The organism is Planctomycetota bacterium (genome assembly GCA_033763975.1).
Lineage (GTDB): Bacteria > Planctomycetota > Phycisphaerae > Phycisphaerales > UBA1924 > RI-211.
The window spans coordinates 1-17,489 of sequence record JANRJM010000014.1 but is presented as its reverse complement, the minus strand read 5'-3'; the positions used below and the strand labels follow the sequence as shown (position 1 = coordinate 17,489).

Annotated in this window: 12 protein-coding genes; 4 read left to right on the top strand and 8 right to left on the bottom strand. The window is 71.1% G+C overall.

All coding sequences use genetic code 11. The features are described 5' to 3' along the window. Window positions 1–29: 29 nt before the first annotated feature. The 4 genes from SFY69_09210 to SFY69_09195 form a co-directional block, all read right to left on the bottom strand. Entirely contained in the window at window positions 30–1,382 is a 1,353-nt protein-coding gene (locus SFY69_09210) for a trypsin-like peptidase domain-containing protein (GenBank protein MDX2132219.1), read from the bottom strand. 59 nt (window positions 1,383–1,441) lie between these two features. Continuing rightward, the gene (locus SFY69_09205) at window positions 1,442–4,108 is read right to left on the bottom strand and encodes a hypothetical protein (GenBank protein MDX2132218.1); all 2,667 of its coding nucleotides are present in this window, start codon (window positions 4,106–4,108) and stop codon (window positions 1,442–1,444) included. A gap of 154 nt (window positions 4,109–4,262) precedes the next feature. Further along, window positions 4,263–6,833, bottom strand: a complete 2,571-nt coding sequence (locus tag SFY69_09200) for a protein kinase (protein MDX2132217.1) — start codon at window positions 6,831–6,833, stop codon at window positions 4,263–4,265. 53 nt (window positions 6,834–6,886) lie between these two features. Then, on the bottom strand, window positions 6,887–7,459 hold the full coding sequence (locus SFY69_09195; GenBank protein ID MDX2132216.1) for a sigma-70 family RNA polymerase sigma factor: 573 nt from the start codon (window positions 7,457–7,459) through the stop codon (window positions 6,887–6,889). Between the two features lie 171 nt (window positions 7,460–7,630). Between SFY69_09195 and SFY69_09190 the strand changes: the two genes are divergently transcribed. Then, window positions 7,631–8,389, top strand: a complete 759-nt coding sequence (locus SFY69_09190; protein ID MDX2132215.1) for a GDSL-type esterase/lipase family protein — start codon at window positions 7,631–7,633, stop codon at window positions 8,387–8,389. A 42-nt stretch (window positions 8,390–8,431) separates the two neighbouring features. On the opposite strand, the gene SFY69_09185 is transcribed toward SFY69_09190, so the two are convergent. Continuing rightward, entirely contained in the window at window positions 8,432–9,898 is a 1,467-nt protein-coding gene (locus SFY69_09185; protein ID MDX2132214.1) for a tail fiber domain-containing protein, read from the bottom strand. 111 nt (window positions 9,899–10,009) lie between these two features. Between SFY69_09185 and SFY69_09180 the strand changes: the two genes are divergently transcribed. Next, window positions 10,010–11,107, top strand: coding sequence for a 2-aminoethylphosphonate--pyruvate transaminase (locus SFY69_09180; protein MDX2132213.1), 1,098 nt, complete (start codon window positions 10,010–10,012; stop codon window positions 11,105–11,107). Between the two features lie 41 nt (window positions 11,108–11,148). Here the strand turns inward: SFY69_09180 and SFY69_09175 are convergent, their stop codons facing one another. Beyond that, on the bottom strand, window positions 11,149–13,035 hold the full coding sequence (locus SFY69_09175) for a redoxin family protein (GenBank protein ID MDX2132212.1): 1,887 nt from the start codon (window positions 13,033–13,035) through the stop codon (window positions 11,149–11,151). A 48-nt stretch (window positions 13,036–13,083) separates the two neighbouring features. On the opposite strand from SFY69_09175, the gene SFY69_09170 reads away from it, so the two are divergent. Then, entirely contained in the window at window positions 13,084–14,256 is a 1,173-nt protein-coding gene (locus SFY69_09170; GenBank protein MDX2132211.1) for a Xaa-Pro peptidase family protein, read from the top strand. On the opposite strand, the gene SFY69_09165 is transcribed toward SFY69_09170, so the two are convergent. Together SFY69_09165 and SFY69_09160 are read right to left on the bottom strand one after the other, a co-directional pair. Further along, window positions 14,253–14,792: a DUF6036 family nucleotidyltransferase gene (locus SFY69_09165; GenBank protein ID MDX2132210.1), complete on the bottom strand. Its 540-nt coding sequence runs from the start codon at window positions 14,790–14,792 to the stop codon at window positions 14,253–14,255. The genes SFY69_09170 and SFY69_09165 overlap by 4 nt on opposite strands. Beyond that, window positions 14,773–15,102, bottom strand: a complete 330-nt coding sequence (locus SFY69_09160) for a hypothetical protein (protein MDX2132209.1) — start codon at window positions 15,100–15,102, stop codon at window positions 14,773–14,775. The genes SFY69_09165 and SFY69_09160 overlap by 20 nt, the downstream gene beginning before the upstream one ends. A gap of 74 nt (window positions 15,103–15,176) precedes the next feature. On the opposite strand from SFY69_09160, the gene mutS reads away from it, so the two are divergent. Further along, window positions 15,177–17,489, top strand: a 2,313-nt coding sequence (gene mutS, locus SFY69_09155; protein MDX2132208.1) for a DNA mismatch repair protein MutS, incomplete at its 3' end; no start/stop codon positions are given.

The window sequence follows — 17,489 nt, the reverse complement described above, 5'->3', positions numbered from 1 at the left end:
TTTGGTGAGGGTGAGATTCGAGGTCGGGGTCAGGGAACGCCGATGCGGACCCCGCCGAAGGGGGCGACCCAGCGCTGCGGGCGGTCGAAGCGGCCGATGTCGTTGTACGTGCCGTCGGTGATGTACACGGTGCCGCCGTTGGCGACGGTGGTGGCGGAGCGAGTGACATTCCAGTCCGGGTCCAATGGTGTGCCGCTTCCCATGGTGGTGACGCGGTGGGCGTGCGTCCGATCCACGAAGCGGGAGTCTGGTCCGGGGAAATCGGCGAGCATGGCGTTGAGCGCGGGCAGGCGGATATCGGTCCCGGCGTTGCCTGCGGGAGGGAACTCGAGCGAGCACCCTCCGTCGGTGTGGATGCCGGCGGCGTAGCCGGGCCTGGAGTCGACGAAGAGGGGAGAACCTGAGCTTCCGGCTTCGGTGTCGGCCTGGTAGAAGGCGTACCAATGCGGGACGGGCAAACCAACGCTCAGGTTGCTCAGCACCTGACCTGTCGAGGTCTGCTGGGTGGCATAGTTGATGCCGGTATCGTCCCCGTGCCCCGTGACGCGCAGGTCGGCGCCGACGAGGAATGTGCCGGTTCCGCAGAGACGGAAGTACCCTTGGCGCTGTTGCGGGTGCTGGCCGCTGCTGTTCGTGGTGGTGTCAAAGCAGGCGAAGTCGCGTCCTGCGATCACGCTCGGGTCGTGGAGGAACTGCGAGTTGTTCACCGGGTACTGATCCTGCGGCGCCGCGAAGACGATCGTGCCGTTGGAGTTTGACGAGGGCACGTTGAACTCGACTCTGTAGCCGTTGTTGGCGTCGCGGTTGCCGTCGCCGTCGGCGTCGAAACAGTGGCCTGCGGTGATGAAGATGCCGGCGCTCGAGAGGTACGCTGTGCAGATGCCGATGCTGCCGTTGGTGTTGAACTTTATGAATCGCGCGATGCGGTTGTCGGTGGAGCGTGAACGGTTGTCCTCGCCGCAGAGAGAGCGTTCGGTGAACTGGTGCTGACCGACGTCGGCGGAGTCGAGGCGGAAGCCCACGCCCCGATCGTTCGGCGCGACGTGCAGCCGCACCACGATCTGGCCGCCGTTGAAGAGCGAGGAGCGGCCTTGGCAGTTGGCCATGGTGCCGCCGACGAACTCCTCGACGCTGCCGTCGAGGTTCGAGATGATCTCGAGGCGGCTGGACGTGCCGAGGTTGACGTTGGTGAAGACGAGCGAGGCCCAGGGGCCCTGGAAGTCAAAGAGATGGTCGTAGACGGTCGATTCGGCGAGGCCATTGCCGTCGTACGGGCCTTGCACGACGCCGACCGCTTCGCGGCGACCGGGCACGAAGTCCTGGGCCGCCGACACGTCGACGCAGAGGCAAGCCGCGAGCAGGAGCAGGAGCGAGCGGAACATGGATGGTCTCCAGGAGGGCGGATGGTGCGATCGCGAGCGGGGAGCAGCGGTGACGCCGATCACTGGAGGTTGACGAGGACGAGGACCATGCCCTTCTCGCCCTGGGCGAGGGGGGTCATGGCCTTGCCGATGACGGAGCCGCTGGCGTCGGCGCCGGGGCGCACCTTCATCGCGTGTCCTGGCGTCTGGCTCGAGGTGAGTCGGTCGCCGGGCTCGATGGCGCCGAAGGACGTGTCGACGTAGCACCAGACGCGGCCGGTCATGGCGACGGGGTGGTCGCCGTCGGCGTGCTGCTGATCGATGGCGCGGAGGGTGAGGCCGGGGGCCAGGCCGTTTGCCCCGGAGATGATGCCGGCGACCTTGGTGTCGTAGGCGGTGGTGGAGACGACGAGGGCGCCCGGGTTGGCGGGGTCGATGGAGACGACCATGCCGGGGATGGCCTGGACGGCGGTGGTGGTGTCGGTGGCGAGGCTGGCGGCGACGTCGAAGGGCTCGGCGACGTCTGAGCCGCCGACGATGGTGAGGACACGGACCTGGGCCTCGCCGTCGCAGTTGATCGCGAGGCCGCCGCCGTCGTTGCGGCAGTAGATGGCGGCGCCGCCGGCCGCGCCGCTGAGCGCGACGAGACCGACGCCGGTGGGGGATTCGGCCCAGGCGCCCTCGCCGGCGCCGCCGAACCAGCCCTTGTTGCCGTTGGCGGCGCGTTCGCCGTACACGGCGGTGCCGCCGGTGTTGGTGACGCCGCGCACGGCGGTGCCGGTGATGCTGGTGGCGAGGACCGCTTCGGAGGAGGTCGAGTCGGCGACGACGCCTCGCCCGCCGTTGGTGGCGTTGGCACGGATGGCGGTGCCGGTGGAGCTGGTCGCGAGGACCGCTTCGGAGGAGGTCGAGCCGGCGACGAGGCCTCGGGCGCCGTTGGTGGCGAAGGCGCGGATCGCGGCGGCGTTCACGCTGCTGCTGGCAGTTTCGGCCTGGAGTCCGGTATTGGCTCCAGCGGAGTGTGTGGCGCGGGCGTGGATGCCGATGCCGTTCTGATCTGCTGTTTCGGCCCGAACGCCGATGGCCACGCCCAAGGGGTTGTCGCCAGTTGCCGACGCGAGGAGGGCGATGCCGTCGGTCCCGGTGGAAATGGCCTGAATGCCAATGCCGTCAAGGCGTGTGTTGGTGCCGTTGATGGTTCCGGCCGCGCTGACGGAACCCGAGAGCGTCAGCGGCACGGGGATGGAGGTGAGGAAGGCGGAGGCGTGCTGGCCGTCGAGGAGATCGGCGTTGAGGTTCGCGACGACGCCGGTGCTCGAGACGCCGATGCTGTTGAAGTTGGCGTGGCTGAAGGTGCTGGTGCCATTGACGGTGAGCCCGTTGTTGACGAGGAAGTTGTCCGAGACGCCGATCACGCCGACGCCGGGGGTATCCAGCGTGACGGCGACGGAGTTCGTGACGCCGAAGAGCTGGCCGGGCGTGACGGTGAAGGTGCCGGGGGTGGCCGCGGCGCCGCGGACGTCGAGCGGGGCGGTGGGTGTCGAGGTACCGATGCCGACCCGGCCGTTGGTGTGGTTGATGACGAGTTGTGGGGAGCCGTCGGACTTCACGAACGAGGTGGATCCGGTGGCGATCGTGTTGGTGAAGACCATGACGCCGTCGAGGCCGCCGTTGTATTCGATATCGCCGTTGCCGGTGGTGACGCGGACGAAGGAGCCGCCACCAGAGGCGACCTCGAACTTGCCGGAGGGGCTGGCGGTGCCGACGCCGACGCTGCCGAGGAAGGTGTTCGGGAAGTTGCCGAAGGCGTTTGCGCGGTTGAGGAGCGCGACGTTGGAGGAGAGGCGAGCGTCGACGAGCGTGCCGGATGCGATGTCGGCGGCAGTGTGGGTGTGGGCGACGAGGGCGAAGGCGGAGCTGTGCAGGCCGTCGAGGAGATCGGCGTTGAGGTTCGTGACGAGGCCGTTGGAAGAAACGGCGAAGGGAAATCCGGGTGAGGTAAAGAAGGGTTGAGTCTGGAATGTTTGCTGAGCGCTCCAGCTCTGCACGATGTTCGTGCGGGCGACGACGGCGGGAAGGCGCGACACGTCGAGCGTGCCGCTGGCGATGTTCGAGGCGTTGAGCTGGGTGAGCGCGGCGCCCGAGCCGGTGAACGCGCCGGAGAACAGGTTCGCGGGATTGCTGAGGTTGACCTGGGATGCGTAGGTGCCCGAGAAGCGGGAGCTCGGCAGCGAGCCGTTCGTGAGGTTGTTCGCGTTCTGGTAGAACGATGCCGGCTGGCCGTTGAGGTTGGTCGAGTTGATGGCGGCGCTGGCATTGGCGGCGGTGCTGGCGTTGGTGGCCCACATGGCGTTGGGCGTGGGGTTCAGTGTCTGGCGCGGCGCGAGCACCGTGAAGCCGGTGGTGTTCGCGCACGGGAGCGTTTGGCCGGCATCGGCGCGCACCTGGATCTCGAGCGAGAGCAGGTCGCCGAGGAAGGCGCTCCCGAAGTCGAGGGACACGGTGAACTGCCCGTTTGCGCCCAGCAGCACGTCGTTCGAGCAGAGCAGCGGGCCGACGGGCGAGCCGCTCTCCGTGTACAACTGGAAGCGCAGATCGTGGAAGCCGCTCGAGGGCGTGCCCGCGTCCGAGAGCGAGCCCTGATAGGTGAAGGCGGTGCCGACCGCCTGACCACACGCCGAACCGGCGGCGGCGAGCAAGGTGGCGATGGTGATCATCCGGCGAACGCTGCGATTGGTGTGTGCCACGGGTGCTCGCTCCCTCGGAAAAGTTCGCGCTGCTCGTCTGGCTTGGGTGTCCGGGCCGCCGACGGGCGCCGGGACGGATCGAAGCAGACGGGGCGACATCCGAGAGGGGAGTTCGCGCCGTGATTCGTCGGAGAAAAAGGGGAAATCGCCGGAGTCAGCGGGCGGGCAAGGACCAGCTCCAGACCGCCCCGCGGTCCTGGTGGACGTCGGCGGGCTGGGGCCAGTCGAACTTGGGCGCGCTGAAGACGATGTGGCGTCGGGCGTGGCCGCTCGTGCGGCTGAGCCACGTGTCCATTCTGATGCCGAGGTCGTCGTCGTCCTGCCCGCCGAGGTAGATCGTGCGCTCGAGTTGCCAGGCGTGCGGCGTCGGTTCGTAGATGGCGACCCCGCACCTGAGTGTTCGGCTTCCGGGGCGCTTGTGAAAGACGGCCAGCCGTCCGTCGAACTCGGTGAACCAGAGGCCGAAGAGCGAGTTGTGGAACCGGTTCGCGACGTCGGGGGCGATCTCGCTGTCGAGGACCCAGCGCAGGCCGTCGGACGATTCGGCCTTGCCGGTCGCCGCGGGCTCCGGGCGGAAGATAAGGACCTTGCCCACGCGCGTGGCTTCGGGGTACGACCACGTGGCGGCGGAAATGGCCAGGTGCACGCCCGCGGGGCCGGGGGGCGATCCTTTGGGTCGGAAGGCCACCACATGGGTGCCGAAGTTGTCGTAGGGCCGGATCGAGGGGTCCCACAACTCCTGGACGAGATCCCACCGGTCGGTTGTGGGGCTGCGCCTGTAGATGTAGACGACGCCCGTCTGATCGCCCACGGCCGTGTTGGCAAAGGGGCCGGCGAGCACGATGTACTCCCCGCCTTCGAAGACTCCGGGTGAGATGCCAGGCATCTCCGGGCTTCGGAGACTGTCCGGGGAGAGGGTTTGCAGAAGCGTCAGGCGGCCGTCTTTCAGGCGGAACACATGCGCCGGGCCGGCGCCGGCGGGCAAGGCGCGGGGCCCATCCTTGGCGGCGGCGGGCGATCGGAAAAAGCTCGTGATGACCACAATGTCGCCGCTGCCGTCTATGCGATAGCCGAGGCCGTCCTGTTCGAAGGGAACGGGTGCGGTGATGCGCTGGGTCTGTCGCCACTCGGCGCCGACGCGATTGAAGACATAGACGGCCCCGGCGACAGGGAGGCCGTCGACGGGTGTGCCGGGGGCGCCCACGATCGCGGTGTCGCCCACGAGGAGCGCGCTCTCGCCGAACCTGCGGGAGTGGCAGAGGTCCGGGACGGTGAGTTCGGCTTCCTGGCGCCAGGCGCCGTTCTCGTGGACGAATATGGCGGCGCGCCCCGCATCCACGCCGTCGTCTCGTCCGGGCACATCGGCCTGGACCGCGCCGACGAGAAGACGATCTCCAAAGCCGCTCACGGCGTGCCCGAACAAATCGCCCGGGGTGGGGTTCTCGATCGTGATGCGGGTCGGGGATTGCCAGATGTCCGGGCCGGCGCGCGGATCGCAGCGACGCAGCGCGAAGAGCGATGACGAGCCGGCGAGCGCGAGCAACGCGACCGCCGCGGTCCCGCCCCGGGTGAGCCGGCGGCGTGCTTCCGGGCGGGGCCCTGGCGTGGGCGAGGCGAACGCGTCGGCCATGTGCTGCGCCGACGGGAAGCGCCGGTCGCGATCGAACGCCATCGCGCGTTCGATGATGCGGACAAGGTGCGTCGGAAGATCAGGGGCGGTTCTGAGTGCGGCGAGGTGGTCGCCCTGCTGGAGCGAGCGGAGCGCGGCGGGCACGCTTGCGTGGCGAGTCGGGGGCGAGAGGAGGAGCAGGTGATACAACGTTGCGCCGAGCGAGAAGATGTCGGCGCGGTGGTCGAGTTCCTCGCCGCGGAGTTGCTCCGGGGCGGCGTAGGCGAGGGTGCCGAGAAAGCCGGGGCCCACCGTGAGGCTGTCGCGGGCGGCGTCCTTGGCGAGGCCGAAGTCCGAGAGCAGCGGCGTGCCGTCCCGGCGCACCAGGATGTTGGAGGGTTTGACGTCGCGGTGGACCACGCCCGTCGCGTGCACCGAGGCGAGGGCCCGCGCGATCGCTTCCGCGACCCGCGTGACGAACCCGATGAAGCCCTCGTCAGGCCTGGCGACGCAGAGCCGCTCGTTGAGAACGGCCATCCGCTGCTGGTGCGTGTCGGGGCCGGCGTGATCGGTCCACAGGTCGATGGCCTGCTGCATGGTCAGCCCGTCGACCCATTCCATGATGTAGGCGAGGGTCTCGCCTTCCTCGACGATGTCGTAGACCGACACGATTCCGGCGTGACGTTGCTTCGCGACGGACATGACCTCGGCCTTGAATCGCGCGCGCGCCGAGAGCGAGCCGGCGATGTGCGCGGGGAGGACCTTGATGGCGACGGGTCGGCCCCCCAGGCGCTCCTGGCGGGCGAGGTACACGACTCCCATCCCACCCCGGCCGAGTTCGGAGAGAATGGTGTAGCCCTGGAGATCCATGCCGGGCGCGGCCGAGCCGCAGAGGACCTTGGCGACATCCGCGAGGCGCTCGGCGGCGGCGCAGAGCGAGGGATCGGCCCGGATCTCGTCGGGGAACGGGATGGGGTTGCCGATCTGAATGGACCCGACCGCGCGGTCGAAGAACTCGTCGAGCAGTTCCTGGCGCGCGGCGCGGGCGCGCTCGCCTGCGGCGGGGTTGGCCCGCGTGCCTTCATCGGATGGATCGTCTGGGGGGCTCGGGTCCATGGGCGACAGAGGAGAGGGGCTTCGAGCGATGCGAAGTGTCGGCGAAACTGGAATTATGAAGAAGTCGAGGTCTTTGAGCCGAGCACGCCCGTGAGGCTGTACCGCAAGAGTTCGGCGCCGCGCCGCAGCCGCCGGCGGACCAGCGACTGGCTGAGGCCGAGGTGGGCCGCGATCTCGTCGAGCGTGCGCTGCTCGACGATGCGCAGCATCACGATCTCCCGGAGTTCCTCGTCGAGCGCGTCGAAGGCGAGGCGCAGCGCGTCGGCCCGCTCGCGGTGCCACGCGATGCGGCTGGGCGTGGCGGAGGCGGGGGTGTTCGCGGCCTGATCGTGCGACTCGATGAGCGACACCCCGCCCGCACCGCCGCCACGCTTCGCGGCGCCGAAATGATCGGCCAGGCCCATGATGCGGTGTTCGGCGATTGTGAGGAGCCACTCGCGAAATGCCCGCGGCCCGCCGCGGGTGAATCGGGCTCGATCATTCCACGCGATGAGCAGCGTCTCCTGCAGGACGTCGTCGGGGGACACGCGAGCCGCGAGCGCGGGGCCGATCCGCCGATCGATCGCGATGAGCAACAGCGACGGGTTCGCCATCGCGAGCAGTTGCTCCCACGCGCGCGCGTCCATCACGGGAGGAACTGCAACATCATCGGCGGACAACTGGGGCGCCCTCCTGCCCGCGCAGCATACCTGATCCTCGCACCCTGAGAAGAGCCTTCGACCCCGGATGCGCGCGGTCTGATCGAGAGAACCCGGGCGCGCGCCCGTCGTCCGGGCGCCCCGGGTACGCTCTTGGGCATGAAGCGACGATGCATGACGTGTTGGACCGGCGTTATCGCCATCGCGAGCATCGGCGGGTGCCGAAGCGGCGGGGCCGAGTCGCCGCAGTCCGGTGATCGCGCGGCGGGCGGCGAGGCGCCAGCCGCGACCGCGTCGGCCGAGGCGTGGTACGAGCCGGAGATCCGGGCGTTCGAGGCGGCGGACCGGGCGACGCCGCCGGTGCCGGGGCGGGTGGTGTTCGTCGGCAGTTCGAGCATCCGGATGTGGCGGACGCTGGCGGCGGACATGGAGCCCGTGCCGGTGGTGAACCGCGGGTTCGGGGGTTCGAAGACCGGCGAGGTGCTGGAAGTGTTCGACCGCGTGGTGACGCCTCAGCGGCCCGCGGTGATCGTGTACTACTGCGGCGACAACGACCTGGGCACGGACAACACGGACAGCGAGGCGGCGGCGGCGGGGTTCATCGAGTTTGACCGGCGGGCGCGCCGGGCCTGGCCCCGGGTGCGGGTGCTGTACATCGCGATCAAGCCGAGCCTGGCGCGATGGGAGAACTGGGGGGCGATGGGCCGCGCGAACGACCTTGTGCGCGCATACTGCGCGCGGACCCCCGGCGCCGAGTTCCTGGACATCGCGACGCCGATGCTCGGCGCCGACGGGCGGCCCGAGCCATCGCTCTTCGAGTCCGACGGGCTGCACGTCAACGCGAAGGGCTATGAGGTGTGGACGGGCGTGGTGCGGCCTCGGGTGCTGGCGGCGTGGCGCGAGGTGGGCGCGCGGTAACCGCGTGCGGCGCCGGGGCGCGCGGTGACTGCTCGCGTGGGCTCAGGGCTGTTCGGCGCCGGTCTGGGGCTTCAGGCGCGCCTCGAGTTCTGCGAGCCGGCGTTCCAGGGCCTGCAGACGCTCATCGCGTGCGGCGACTTGCTGGCGGAGCGCCTCGATCTCCGCGTGCGCGGCGTTGACGGCGGCGTCGGACTCGGCGCGCAGGTCGCGCAGGGCCTCGACGGTGATCGCCTCGAAGCCTCGGAACGTCACGGTCTTTATCCCGTCGGGCCCCGTGTCGACCCAGTCGGGGAAGATGGGCTCGACCTCCTGCGCCACGAAGCCGACGCGCCGGCCGGGTCGCTCGCGCGACGCGACGTCGGGCGTGTACAGGAACGACACGCCGCGGAGTTGGAGCAGGCGGTCCAGGCTTGAGGAGAGCGGGGCGATGTCGTGCTTGAGGCGCCGGTCGGAGAGGACGGCCCACGAACCCCCGCCCGGCTTGCCGGCGTTCCCGCCGACGACGAGCTTGATGTTCGATGACGGCTGAACGTAATCGCCGATCGAGACGAACCCCAGGCCCGTCGAGAAGACGCCCGGCTCATCCGGGAATACGGGATCGACGAGACGGAAGGCGGTTCCGGCGGCGGGCGAAATGGTGATGGGCTGGCGGGGTGACAGGACGTCGAAGTTGCCCGAGCCGGCGTCGGCGACCTCGACCTGGAGCCACTTGGCGGCGCCGGAGTAGATGTTGGTGCCGAAGTCGAGCGAGACCTGGACGTCGCCGTTCACGACCGGCAAGGCGGAGACCTGGAGGACGCTGCCGATGCGGTTGGCTTCGATCGGTGTGCTGGGGTGGGACCAGAGCGAGAAGCGCATGTCGACGGTGGAGTTGAGGGGCGTGCCCGAGGCGTCGCGGAGCAGGCCCTGATAGGTGAACCCGGTGCGGATGGGCGTCGAGGGCAGGGCGGTGTTGAAGGAGATGGACCAGCCGTTGATGTCACCGCCGTCGGCGTCGGCGTCGTCGTAGACCCACAGCCGCCAGGTGCCGTCGGCGCTCGCGCCGACCCAGGTATCGAGCTGCGTGCCGTGCGGGGCGGGGGGTGCGGGGGGTTGAAGGACGTCGTTCAGGTCGTAGTTGGTGGGGCGGTACGCGCCCGACGGGATGTTTGCGTTCTGCGGCATGAGCGGGCCGCTGTCGCGGAAGGTGAGGGTGGTGTTGACGAGGTCGCCCGGCCCGCCGCAGTCGGACATGAGCATGACGGTCTGGCCGTCGGGCCCGACGAGGAGGATGTCAAGATCGGCGGCGTAGGTGTGGTCGCAGCCGTTGAGCGTCACGGAGATGTTGTAGATGGTGGGGACGCCCGAGACGGTGATGTTGCTCGAGTAGCAGCCCGGTGCGCCGGTGGGGGGGCCGGAGCTGATGAAGCAGGTGGTGTTGTTGGAGAACGTCTGCGCGCCCGCGATCGGGCCGGCGAGCATGGCGACCACGAGCAGCAAGGACGCGCGCAGGAACGAGAACGATCGCATGGGTCTCCTCCTCACGAGGGGCCGAACGCGGTCGCGCCCGCCCCGGCGGGATGATACCAAGAACCGACGCCATTGAAAGAAGAACCGCCCCGCGAGGCTACTCTTCGCGCTATGGAAGGATCATCCGACCGTCCGTTGTTCACGCCCGGGCCGCTGACCACCAGCCGCACCGTCAAGCAGGCGATGCTGCGCGACCTGGGGTCGCGCGATGCCGAGTTCCTGGGCGTGGTGGCGCGCGTCCGGGCGGCGTTGCTGGAGGTGGGCGGCGCACCCGCGGGCGAGTGGGCGTGCGTGCCGATGCAGGGCAGCGGGACGTTCGGGATCGAGAGCGTGCTCTCGACGGCGGTGCCCCGTGGCGGCGGGCTCATGGTCGCGGTGAACGGCGCGTACGGGCGCCGGATGGCGGGCATCGGCAAGCGCCACGGGATCGCGACGAGCGTGGTCGAAGCGCCCGAGACGCAGCGGATCGAGGCGGAGGCGGTGGACCGGGCGCTCGCGAGCGCGCCGGAGAAGCCGGCGCTCCTGGCGGTGGTGCACTGCGAGACGACGACCGGGCTTGTGAACCCGATCGAAGCGATCGCGGCGGCGGCGCACCGGCACGGCGTGCCCTGCATGATCGACTCGATGAGCGGGTTCGGCGCGCTGCCGGTGGATTGCGCGTCGATGCCCGGCGTGTCGTGGGTGGTGAGCTCGTCGAACAAATGCGTCGAGGGCGTGCCGGGGCTGAGTTTCGTGCTGGCGCGCCGGCGCGACCTGGAGGCGTGCGAGGGGCGGGCGCGGACGCTGAGCCTGGACCTGTGGGAACAGTGGCGCGGGCTGGAGAGCGACGGGCAGTTCCGCTTCACGCCCCCGACGCACGTGATCCTGGCGCTGGGTCGGGCGCTGGAGGAACTGCGCGAGGAGGGCGGGCCGCCGGCTCGCCTGGCGCGCTACGCGCGCGTGCAGAAGATCGTGGTGGAGGGCCTGCGCGGGCTGGGGTATCGCACGCTGCTGCCCGACGAACTGCTCAGCCCGATCATCACGAGCTTTTTGTACCCGGACCGCCCGGGGTTCTCGTTCAACGCGTTCGCGGGCAGGTTGGCCGACATGGGCTACGTGATCTACCCCGGCAAGGTGTCGAACGCGCCGTGCTTCCGCGTCGGCTCGATCGGGCGCCTGCGCGAGTCGGACGCCGCGGGCCTGGTGCGCGCCGTGAAGACGTTGGGGTAGAAGTTCCGGAGCGCGGAAGGTCGGCGTCGCCGCGGGCCGCGTCACTCCAGGGTTTCGATGGCGACCACGAGCGCCTCGCTCGCCGCGCTGGCGCCGAGCCGCACGTGGTCGGCGGGCTCGGGGTTCGAGGGGTTGGACGCCGAGTTGTCGAAGACGCCCTCGAGCGTCAGGCTTGTGCCCGCCGGCAGCGTCAGCGGCTCGCGCAGCGCGTAACGGATCTGCCAGCGCGCGTCGTACGCGGGAAGGTCCAGGAGCGTGCGATCCTGCCCGTCGGGGAGCAACGCGCGAAGCGTGAGCGCGCGTCCCCGCCAGCGCATCACGGGCCACAAGGCGAGGACAGTGGTTTCGCGTTCGAGCGTTGTCTGTGCGCGCGAGGTGATGTCGGGCGCGCCCGGCGGCAGGTCGATCTCGGGGGCCGCCAGCACGAGCGTGCGGACCTCGCGCGAGGCCGGCGCCGGGGCCTCGCGGAAGGCGAGGCGCAGGCTGGCCTGCATAGGGCGGCCCATGGGGCGCGCGTAGAGGTCGATGACGAGCAGCGACCCCGCGGGGATGGCGCGTGCCGCGCCGGGCGGGTACTCCACGAGCCCGTCCCCCACGCCGTAGGACCCCAGGAACTGGGGCGAAGCGGGCATGTCGTCGGGCGCGGGCACGCGTCCGCCGGGTGGGATAAGCCAGACGAGGGCGTGGTGGATGCTGTCGCGCTCGACCGGGCGCAGTTCGAACGCCCCGACGCGGTGGTCTATGTCGGCGTCGAGGACCATGACCCGCCGCGCGTGCAGGAGCGGGCCCTCCGCCGGGAGCGGGGCGGCCGGGGTCACCAGCAGGACATCCGGCGGGCCGATGCGCCAGGTGGTGGGGGCGGGCGGGGTGCGGGGTAGATCACGCGGCGGGCCGGCGGGGCGGCCTGCGCGGAGCCAGGCCAGCAGGTCGGCGCGATCACGCACGGACAACGCGCGCGTGTGCGCGAACGGCGAGTCTTCGCCCGGCGGCGTCGACACGCCGTGCGAGGGCGGCATGAGGCGGTCGCGCACGACGGCCTCGACCATCGCGGCCCGGGCGTGCAGCGCGGGGAAGGAGTCGAGCGGGAACGCGCCCACGCCCCCCATGCGATGACATTCGACGCAGTTGCGCGCGATGATGTCGGCGACGCGCCCGAAGTAGGTCGGCACGTCCTGCGGTGCCGGCGCGGGGCGGTACCCTTCCTCGGGCGCGGGGTTCGGCGCGGGGCGGTTCACCGCGCCCGGCGCGGGCGGGATCTCCAGCAGGCAGCCCGGTGCCCAGGTGGCGCGGACCTTGGGATCGCGCCCGGCGAGCAGCGCGTCGACCGCGTCCTTGAGGAACGCGCGCTTGGGGGCGTTGCGGGCGGCCCCGATCGCGTACTGGTCGTCGACCGCGCCGCGGTAGACGACGCGCCGCGCGGGATCGAGCAGGAAGACCTCCGCGGTGGTGCGGGCGCCCAGCGCGCGGGCGATGCTGAGATCGCGGTCGGTGGCGTAGGGCCCCTTGAACGAGGCGTCGCGGATCTGCCCGCGGACGTCGTCCAGCGATTCGATCGGGACGGTGTTGAGCAGCACAACGGGCACGGCGCGCGAGGCGAACTGGCGTTCGAGGGCCGCCAGGCGCGGGGCGTACTTCGACGACACCGGGCAGCCCACGCTGGTCGCGGCGATGACGAGGCCCTTCTTGCCCTCGAGGAGCGATGACAGCGTGCGGCGCTCTCCCGAGAGCAGCGAGAGCGTGAGGTCCGGGGCGATGCGCCCGACGCCGAGCGCGTCGGGGTCGTCCTCGCGCGCGAGGCGTTCGAGGCGTTCGCCCGGGTCGGCGGCGGGGCCGGGCGGAACTTCGGGCTGCGCGGGGCGCGGGTGCAGGGCGCCGGCGGAAAGGGAGAGCAGCGCGAGGAGCGCCAGCCGGGCGGTGGATCGGGTCATCGCGGGATGGTACGAGCCCGCGGGCCGCCGCCTGCCAACGATGGCGGGATGCACCACACCCACGCGCAGGAGTTCATGCGGGAGCGCGGGATCGACGCCTGGCTCGTGCACGATTTCCGGGGCTCGAACAGTGTTTTGTCGCAGTTGCTGCCCGGGAAGCGGTTCCTCACGCGCCGGGTGGGGCTGGTGATCCCCGCGCGTGGCGAGCCGACGCTCATCGTGAGCCACATCGACGCGTCGAGCTTCAAGGGCGTGGACGTTGCGCGCCGGCTGTACCTGACGTGGAAGGAGTACCACGCCGCCGTGCGCGAGGTGCTGGGCGGGGCGCGCCGGGTGGCGATGGAATATTCGGCCGGGTGCGACCTGCCGGTGGTCGGGATCGTCGACGCCGGCACGGTCGAACTCGTGCGGGCGATGGGCCCGGAGGTCGTCTCGTCGGCGGATCTCATCCAGGCGACGGTGGCGCGATGGTCGGCCGAGGCGACGGCCAACCACGAGCGGGCCTGCGCCGCAACAACCCGGATCATGGCCGACGCCTTCGCGTTCATCCGCGCGGCGCTCGCGGCGGGCACGCCGACGGATGAGTTCCGCGTGGTACAGCGCATCCGCGAGCACTTCGGGCGCGAGGGGCTGGAGTATCCCGACGGGCCGATCGTCGCGGTGAATGGGCACGCGGGCGACCCGCACTTCGAGCCCTCGGAGACCTCGCCGTCGCCGATCCGCGCGGGCGACTGGGTGCTGATCGACCTGTGGGGGCGCGTGCCGGGCGACGAGAACATCCACAGCGACATCACGTGGGTGGGGTGCTGCGGCACGCCCAGCGAGCGCCAGGTGAAGGTGTTCGAGGCCGTGCGGGGCGCGCGCGACGCGGCGGTCGCGCTCGCGCAGGATCGCTGGCGCGCGAAGCGGGCGGTGCAGGGCTGGGAGATCGACGAGGCCGCGATGGGCGTGCTGCGCGACTCGGGGTTCGGCGAGGGCATCCGCCATCGCACGGGGCACAGCCTGTCGCCGGGCCCCAAGGTGCACGGGCTGGGCGTGAACATCGACAACACCGAGACGCGCGACACGCGCGAGATGCTGGCGGGCGTCGGGTTCACCGTCGAGCCCGGGCTGTACTTCAGCGACTTCGGCGTGCGCCTGGAGGTCGACGTGTTCAACGACCCGGCGAGCGGCCCGCGCATCACGAGCTGCGTGCAGCGGGAGATCGAGCGGCTGGGCTAAGCGGGCCGGAGTGTGCCGATGATGCGATCAAGTCTGGCGGCCGCCGCCGAGCGGAGCGCATCGGCAAGCGGCGTGTCGGCGAGTCGTGCTCGGAGCGTGCCGGCATCGACGAGTCCGTGCCGGAGCATCGCGCCGAGGTAGGCAACGACTTTCTCGCGCCCGGCGACGAGCTTGGAGATCGCCAGGTCGTGCACCCAGAGGCACCAGCCCGTTGCGCCGGCGGTTCGCTCGCTGCGGAGGGGTACAAGGCGAGCCCGCCAGCCGTCGGGCAAGGTGGCCGCCTCGAGCCCGACCCCGTGCGCGTGGTATCCGAAGGTCCGATGGAACGGGGATCCCTCGCCGATCGAACCGTCGATCAGGTCCGCTGCAACGCTCGTCCGGCTCGAACAGACACCTGCCTCCATGGAATCCGTGAGTTCCGAGGGCGGCGATTCAAACTGGCCAAGCACGGCCTGCGAGCCGATGACGACGAACTCCGTCTCGCCGGTGATGCCGGCGGCGGCCCTGAGGATGTGCTCAAGCTGCGTTCTGTTCATCTCGCACTCGCCGCTTGACGTCCCACACCACCGCGTACGGGATCGCGCCCGCGAAGGGCGAACTTTGGCGCAGGCGCTGGCCCTCGTCGCTCTTCTCCGTCAGGACGCGGCAGACCTCCTCGACCGGGCGGCCCAGGATCGCGCGCCACTCCGCATAGCAGCGGAGGAGGCCCGGTGCGTCGTGGTTCCGCGCGGTCCACCGATCGAGATTGTCCAATGCCATCACGATCCACTCGGGGCGCTGGGGAAGCTCCGCCGCGATCATGCGGGCGAGTTCGAGGCTCACGCGATCCTGGTACTCGTGCCCCATCAGTCGAATCGTACGGGGTGTCGGGTGCGGGGCCTTGGTGCGGGGGCTCCCGGGCGGTACGCTGCTTCCTCGCCATGACGACGTCGCGCGACACCCCGGCGATGCAGCAGTACACCCGCTTCAAGAAGCGACACCCCGGGTGCGTGCTGCTCTTCCGCATCGGCGATTTCTACGAGATGTTCGACGACGACGCGGTGAACGTGTCGAAGGCGATCGGCCTGACGCTGACGCAGCGCAGCGAGGGCGTGCCGATGGCCGGCGTCCCGCACCACCAGCTCGAGACCTACCTGCGCAAACTGATCGGCGCGGGGTTCCGCGTCGCGGTCGCCGAGCAGATGATCGACGCCTCGCAGGCCAAGGGCGTCGTGCCCAGGGCCGTCACGCGCGTGCTGACGCCCGGCACGCTCGTGGACGACGCGCTGATCGAGCAGGACGCGCCCGGGGCGCTCGCGGCGGTGGCGTTCACCGCGCCGGGCGCCGATTCGCCCGCGGCGGTGGGCGTCGTCGACGTCTCCACCGGCGAGTTCGTCGTGCTGCACGCCCCCGCCCACGAACTGGTGGACGAGCTCGCCCGGCGCGGCGTGCGCGAGGTGCTCTACTGCGACAGCGGCGAAGGGGCGCCGCCCGCGCGCGTCGCGCACGTGCTCGAGGCCCTGCGCATCCACGGCACGCCCCGCCCCGCGTGGAACTTCCGCCGCCAGGAGGCCCTGGACGCCCTGTTCGAGCAGTACCGCGTCGCGACCCTCGCGGGGTTCGGGCTGGAGGACGCCTCCGACGAGGCGATCCCCGCGGGCGTGCTCGTGCGGTACCTGCGCGAGACACAGACGCTCAGCGAGGAGGACGTGCGGGCCCTGGGGAACCTGGCGGTGGCGCGTCCGACGCTCGCGCACCTGCGCCCGCCGCGACGCGAGACGCCCGCGCGGCTCTGCGTGGTCGACGCCGTGTCGCTGCGCTCGCTGGAGGTCGAGCGGACGCTGCGCGACCCGCGTCCGGACGGGTCGCTGCTGTCGATCTTCCTGGGGCCCGGGCAGCGCGGGTCGGCGCGCACGTCTATGGGCCGGCGCCTGCTGCGGAGCTGGCTCTGCTGCCCGCTGCGCGACCCCGGCGAGATCGGCGCCCGCCACGACGCGGTGGGCGTGCTGACGCAGGACCGCACGCTGGCCGGGCGGGTCGGGGCGGCGCTGGACGGCGTGCAGGACGTGCCGCGCCTGGGCGCACGGCTCGCGCTGGCGCGCCTCTCGCCGCGCGATCTGGTCGGGCTTGGGAGGTCGCTCGAGCGCGCGGGGGTGATCGCCGGGCTGCTGGAGGGGTGCCAGCCCCTGGCCGAGATCCGCGCGGACCTGGCGCGGTCCGGCGTGCACACGGGGCCGATCGCCTCGGAGATCGCGCGGCTGTGCGTCGACGACCCGCCCCCGCACCTGCGCGAGGGCGGGCTGTTCCGCGACGGCGTCGACGCCGCGCTCGACGAGGCCCGCGGGCTGCAGCGCGACGCCGGGGCGTGGCTGGCGGCGTACCAGGGCGACCTCGCCGGCAAGTACGCCCTGCCCGGGCTCAAGGTCGGGTTCCACCGCGTGTTCGGGTACTTCATCGAACTGCCCACCGCCCAGGCGCGCCAGGCCCCGGCCGGGCTGACGCGCACGCAGACGCTCCGCAACGCCGAGCGCTTCACCACGCCCGAGCTGCGCGAGTTCGAGCGCAAGGTCTCGACCGCCGAGGCGAGCGCGCTGCAGCGCGAGCGCGACCTCTTCGCCGACCTGTGCGCCCGGGCGCACGGGGCGCTCGGGCACATCGACCTCGCCGGCCGGCGTCTGGGCGAGCTCGACGCGCTGCTCGCCTTCGCCGACAAGGCGAGCGCCCGCGGGTGGGTGCGTCCCGAGATGGTCGAGGAGCCCGTGCTGCGGATCCACGCGGGGCGTCACCCGGTGCTGGATGAATCGCTCGGCGCGTCGTTCGTGCCCAACGACGTGGAGCTCGGGCTCGACGCTTCGGACGAGTCGCGGGCCCGGCTGGCGCTCATCACCGGGCCCAACATGGCGGGCAAGAGCACGTTCATCCGCCAGACGGCGCTGCTGTGCCTGCTGGCGCACGCGGGGTCGTTCGTGCCGGCGGACCGCGCGACGATCGGCATCGTCGACCGCATCTTCACGCGGATCGGCGCCGACGACGCGCTGCACGCCGGGCGCTCGACGTTCATGGTCGAGATGATCGAGACCGCGTCGATCGTGAACCACGCGACGCCGCGCTCGCTGGTGGTGCTCGACGAGGTTGGGCGGGGGACGTCCACGCTCGACGGGCTCTCGCTGGCGTGGGCGATCGTGGAGCACCTGGCCGGCGCGGGGGCCGGCGCGGGGGCCGGCGCGGGGGCCGGCGCGGGGGCCGGCGGGGGG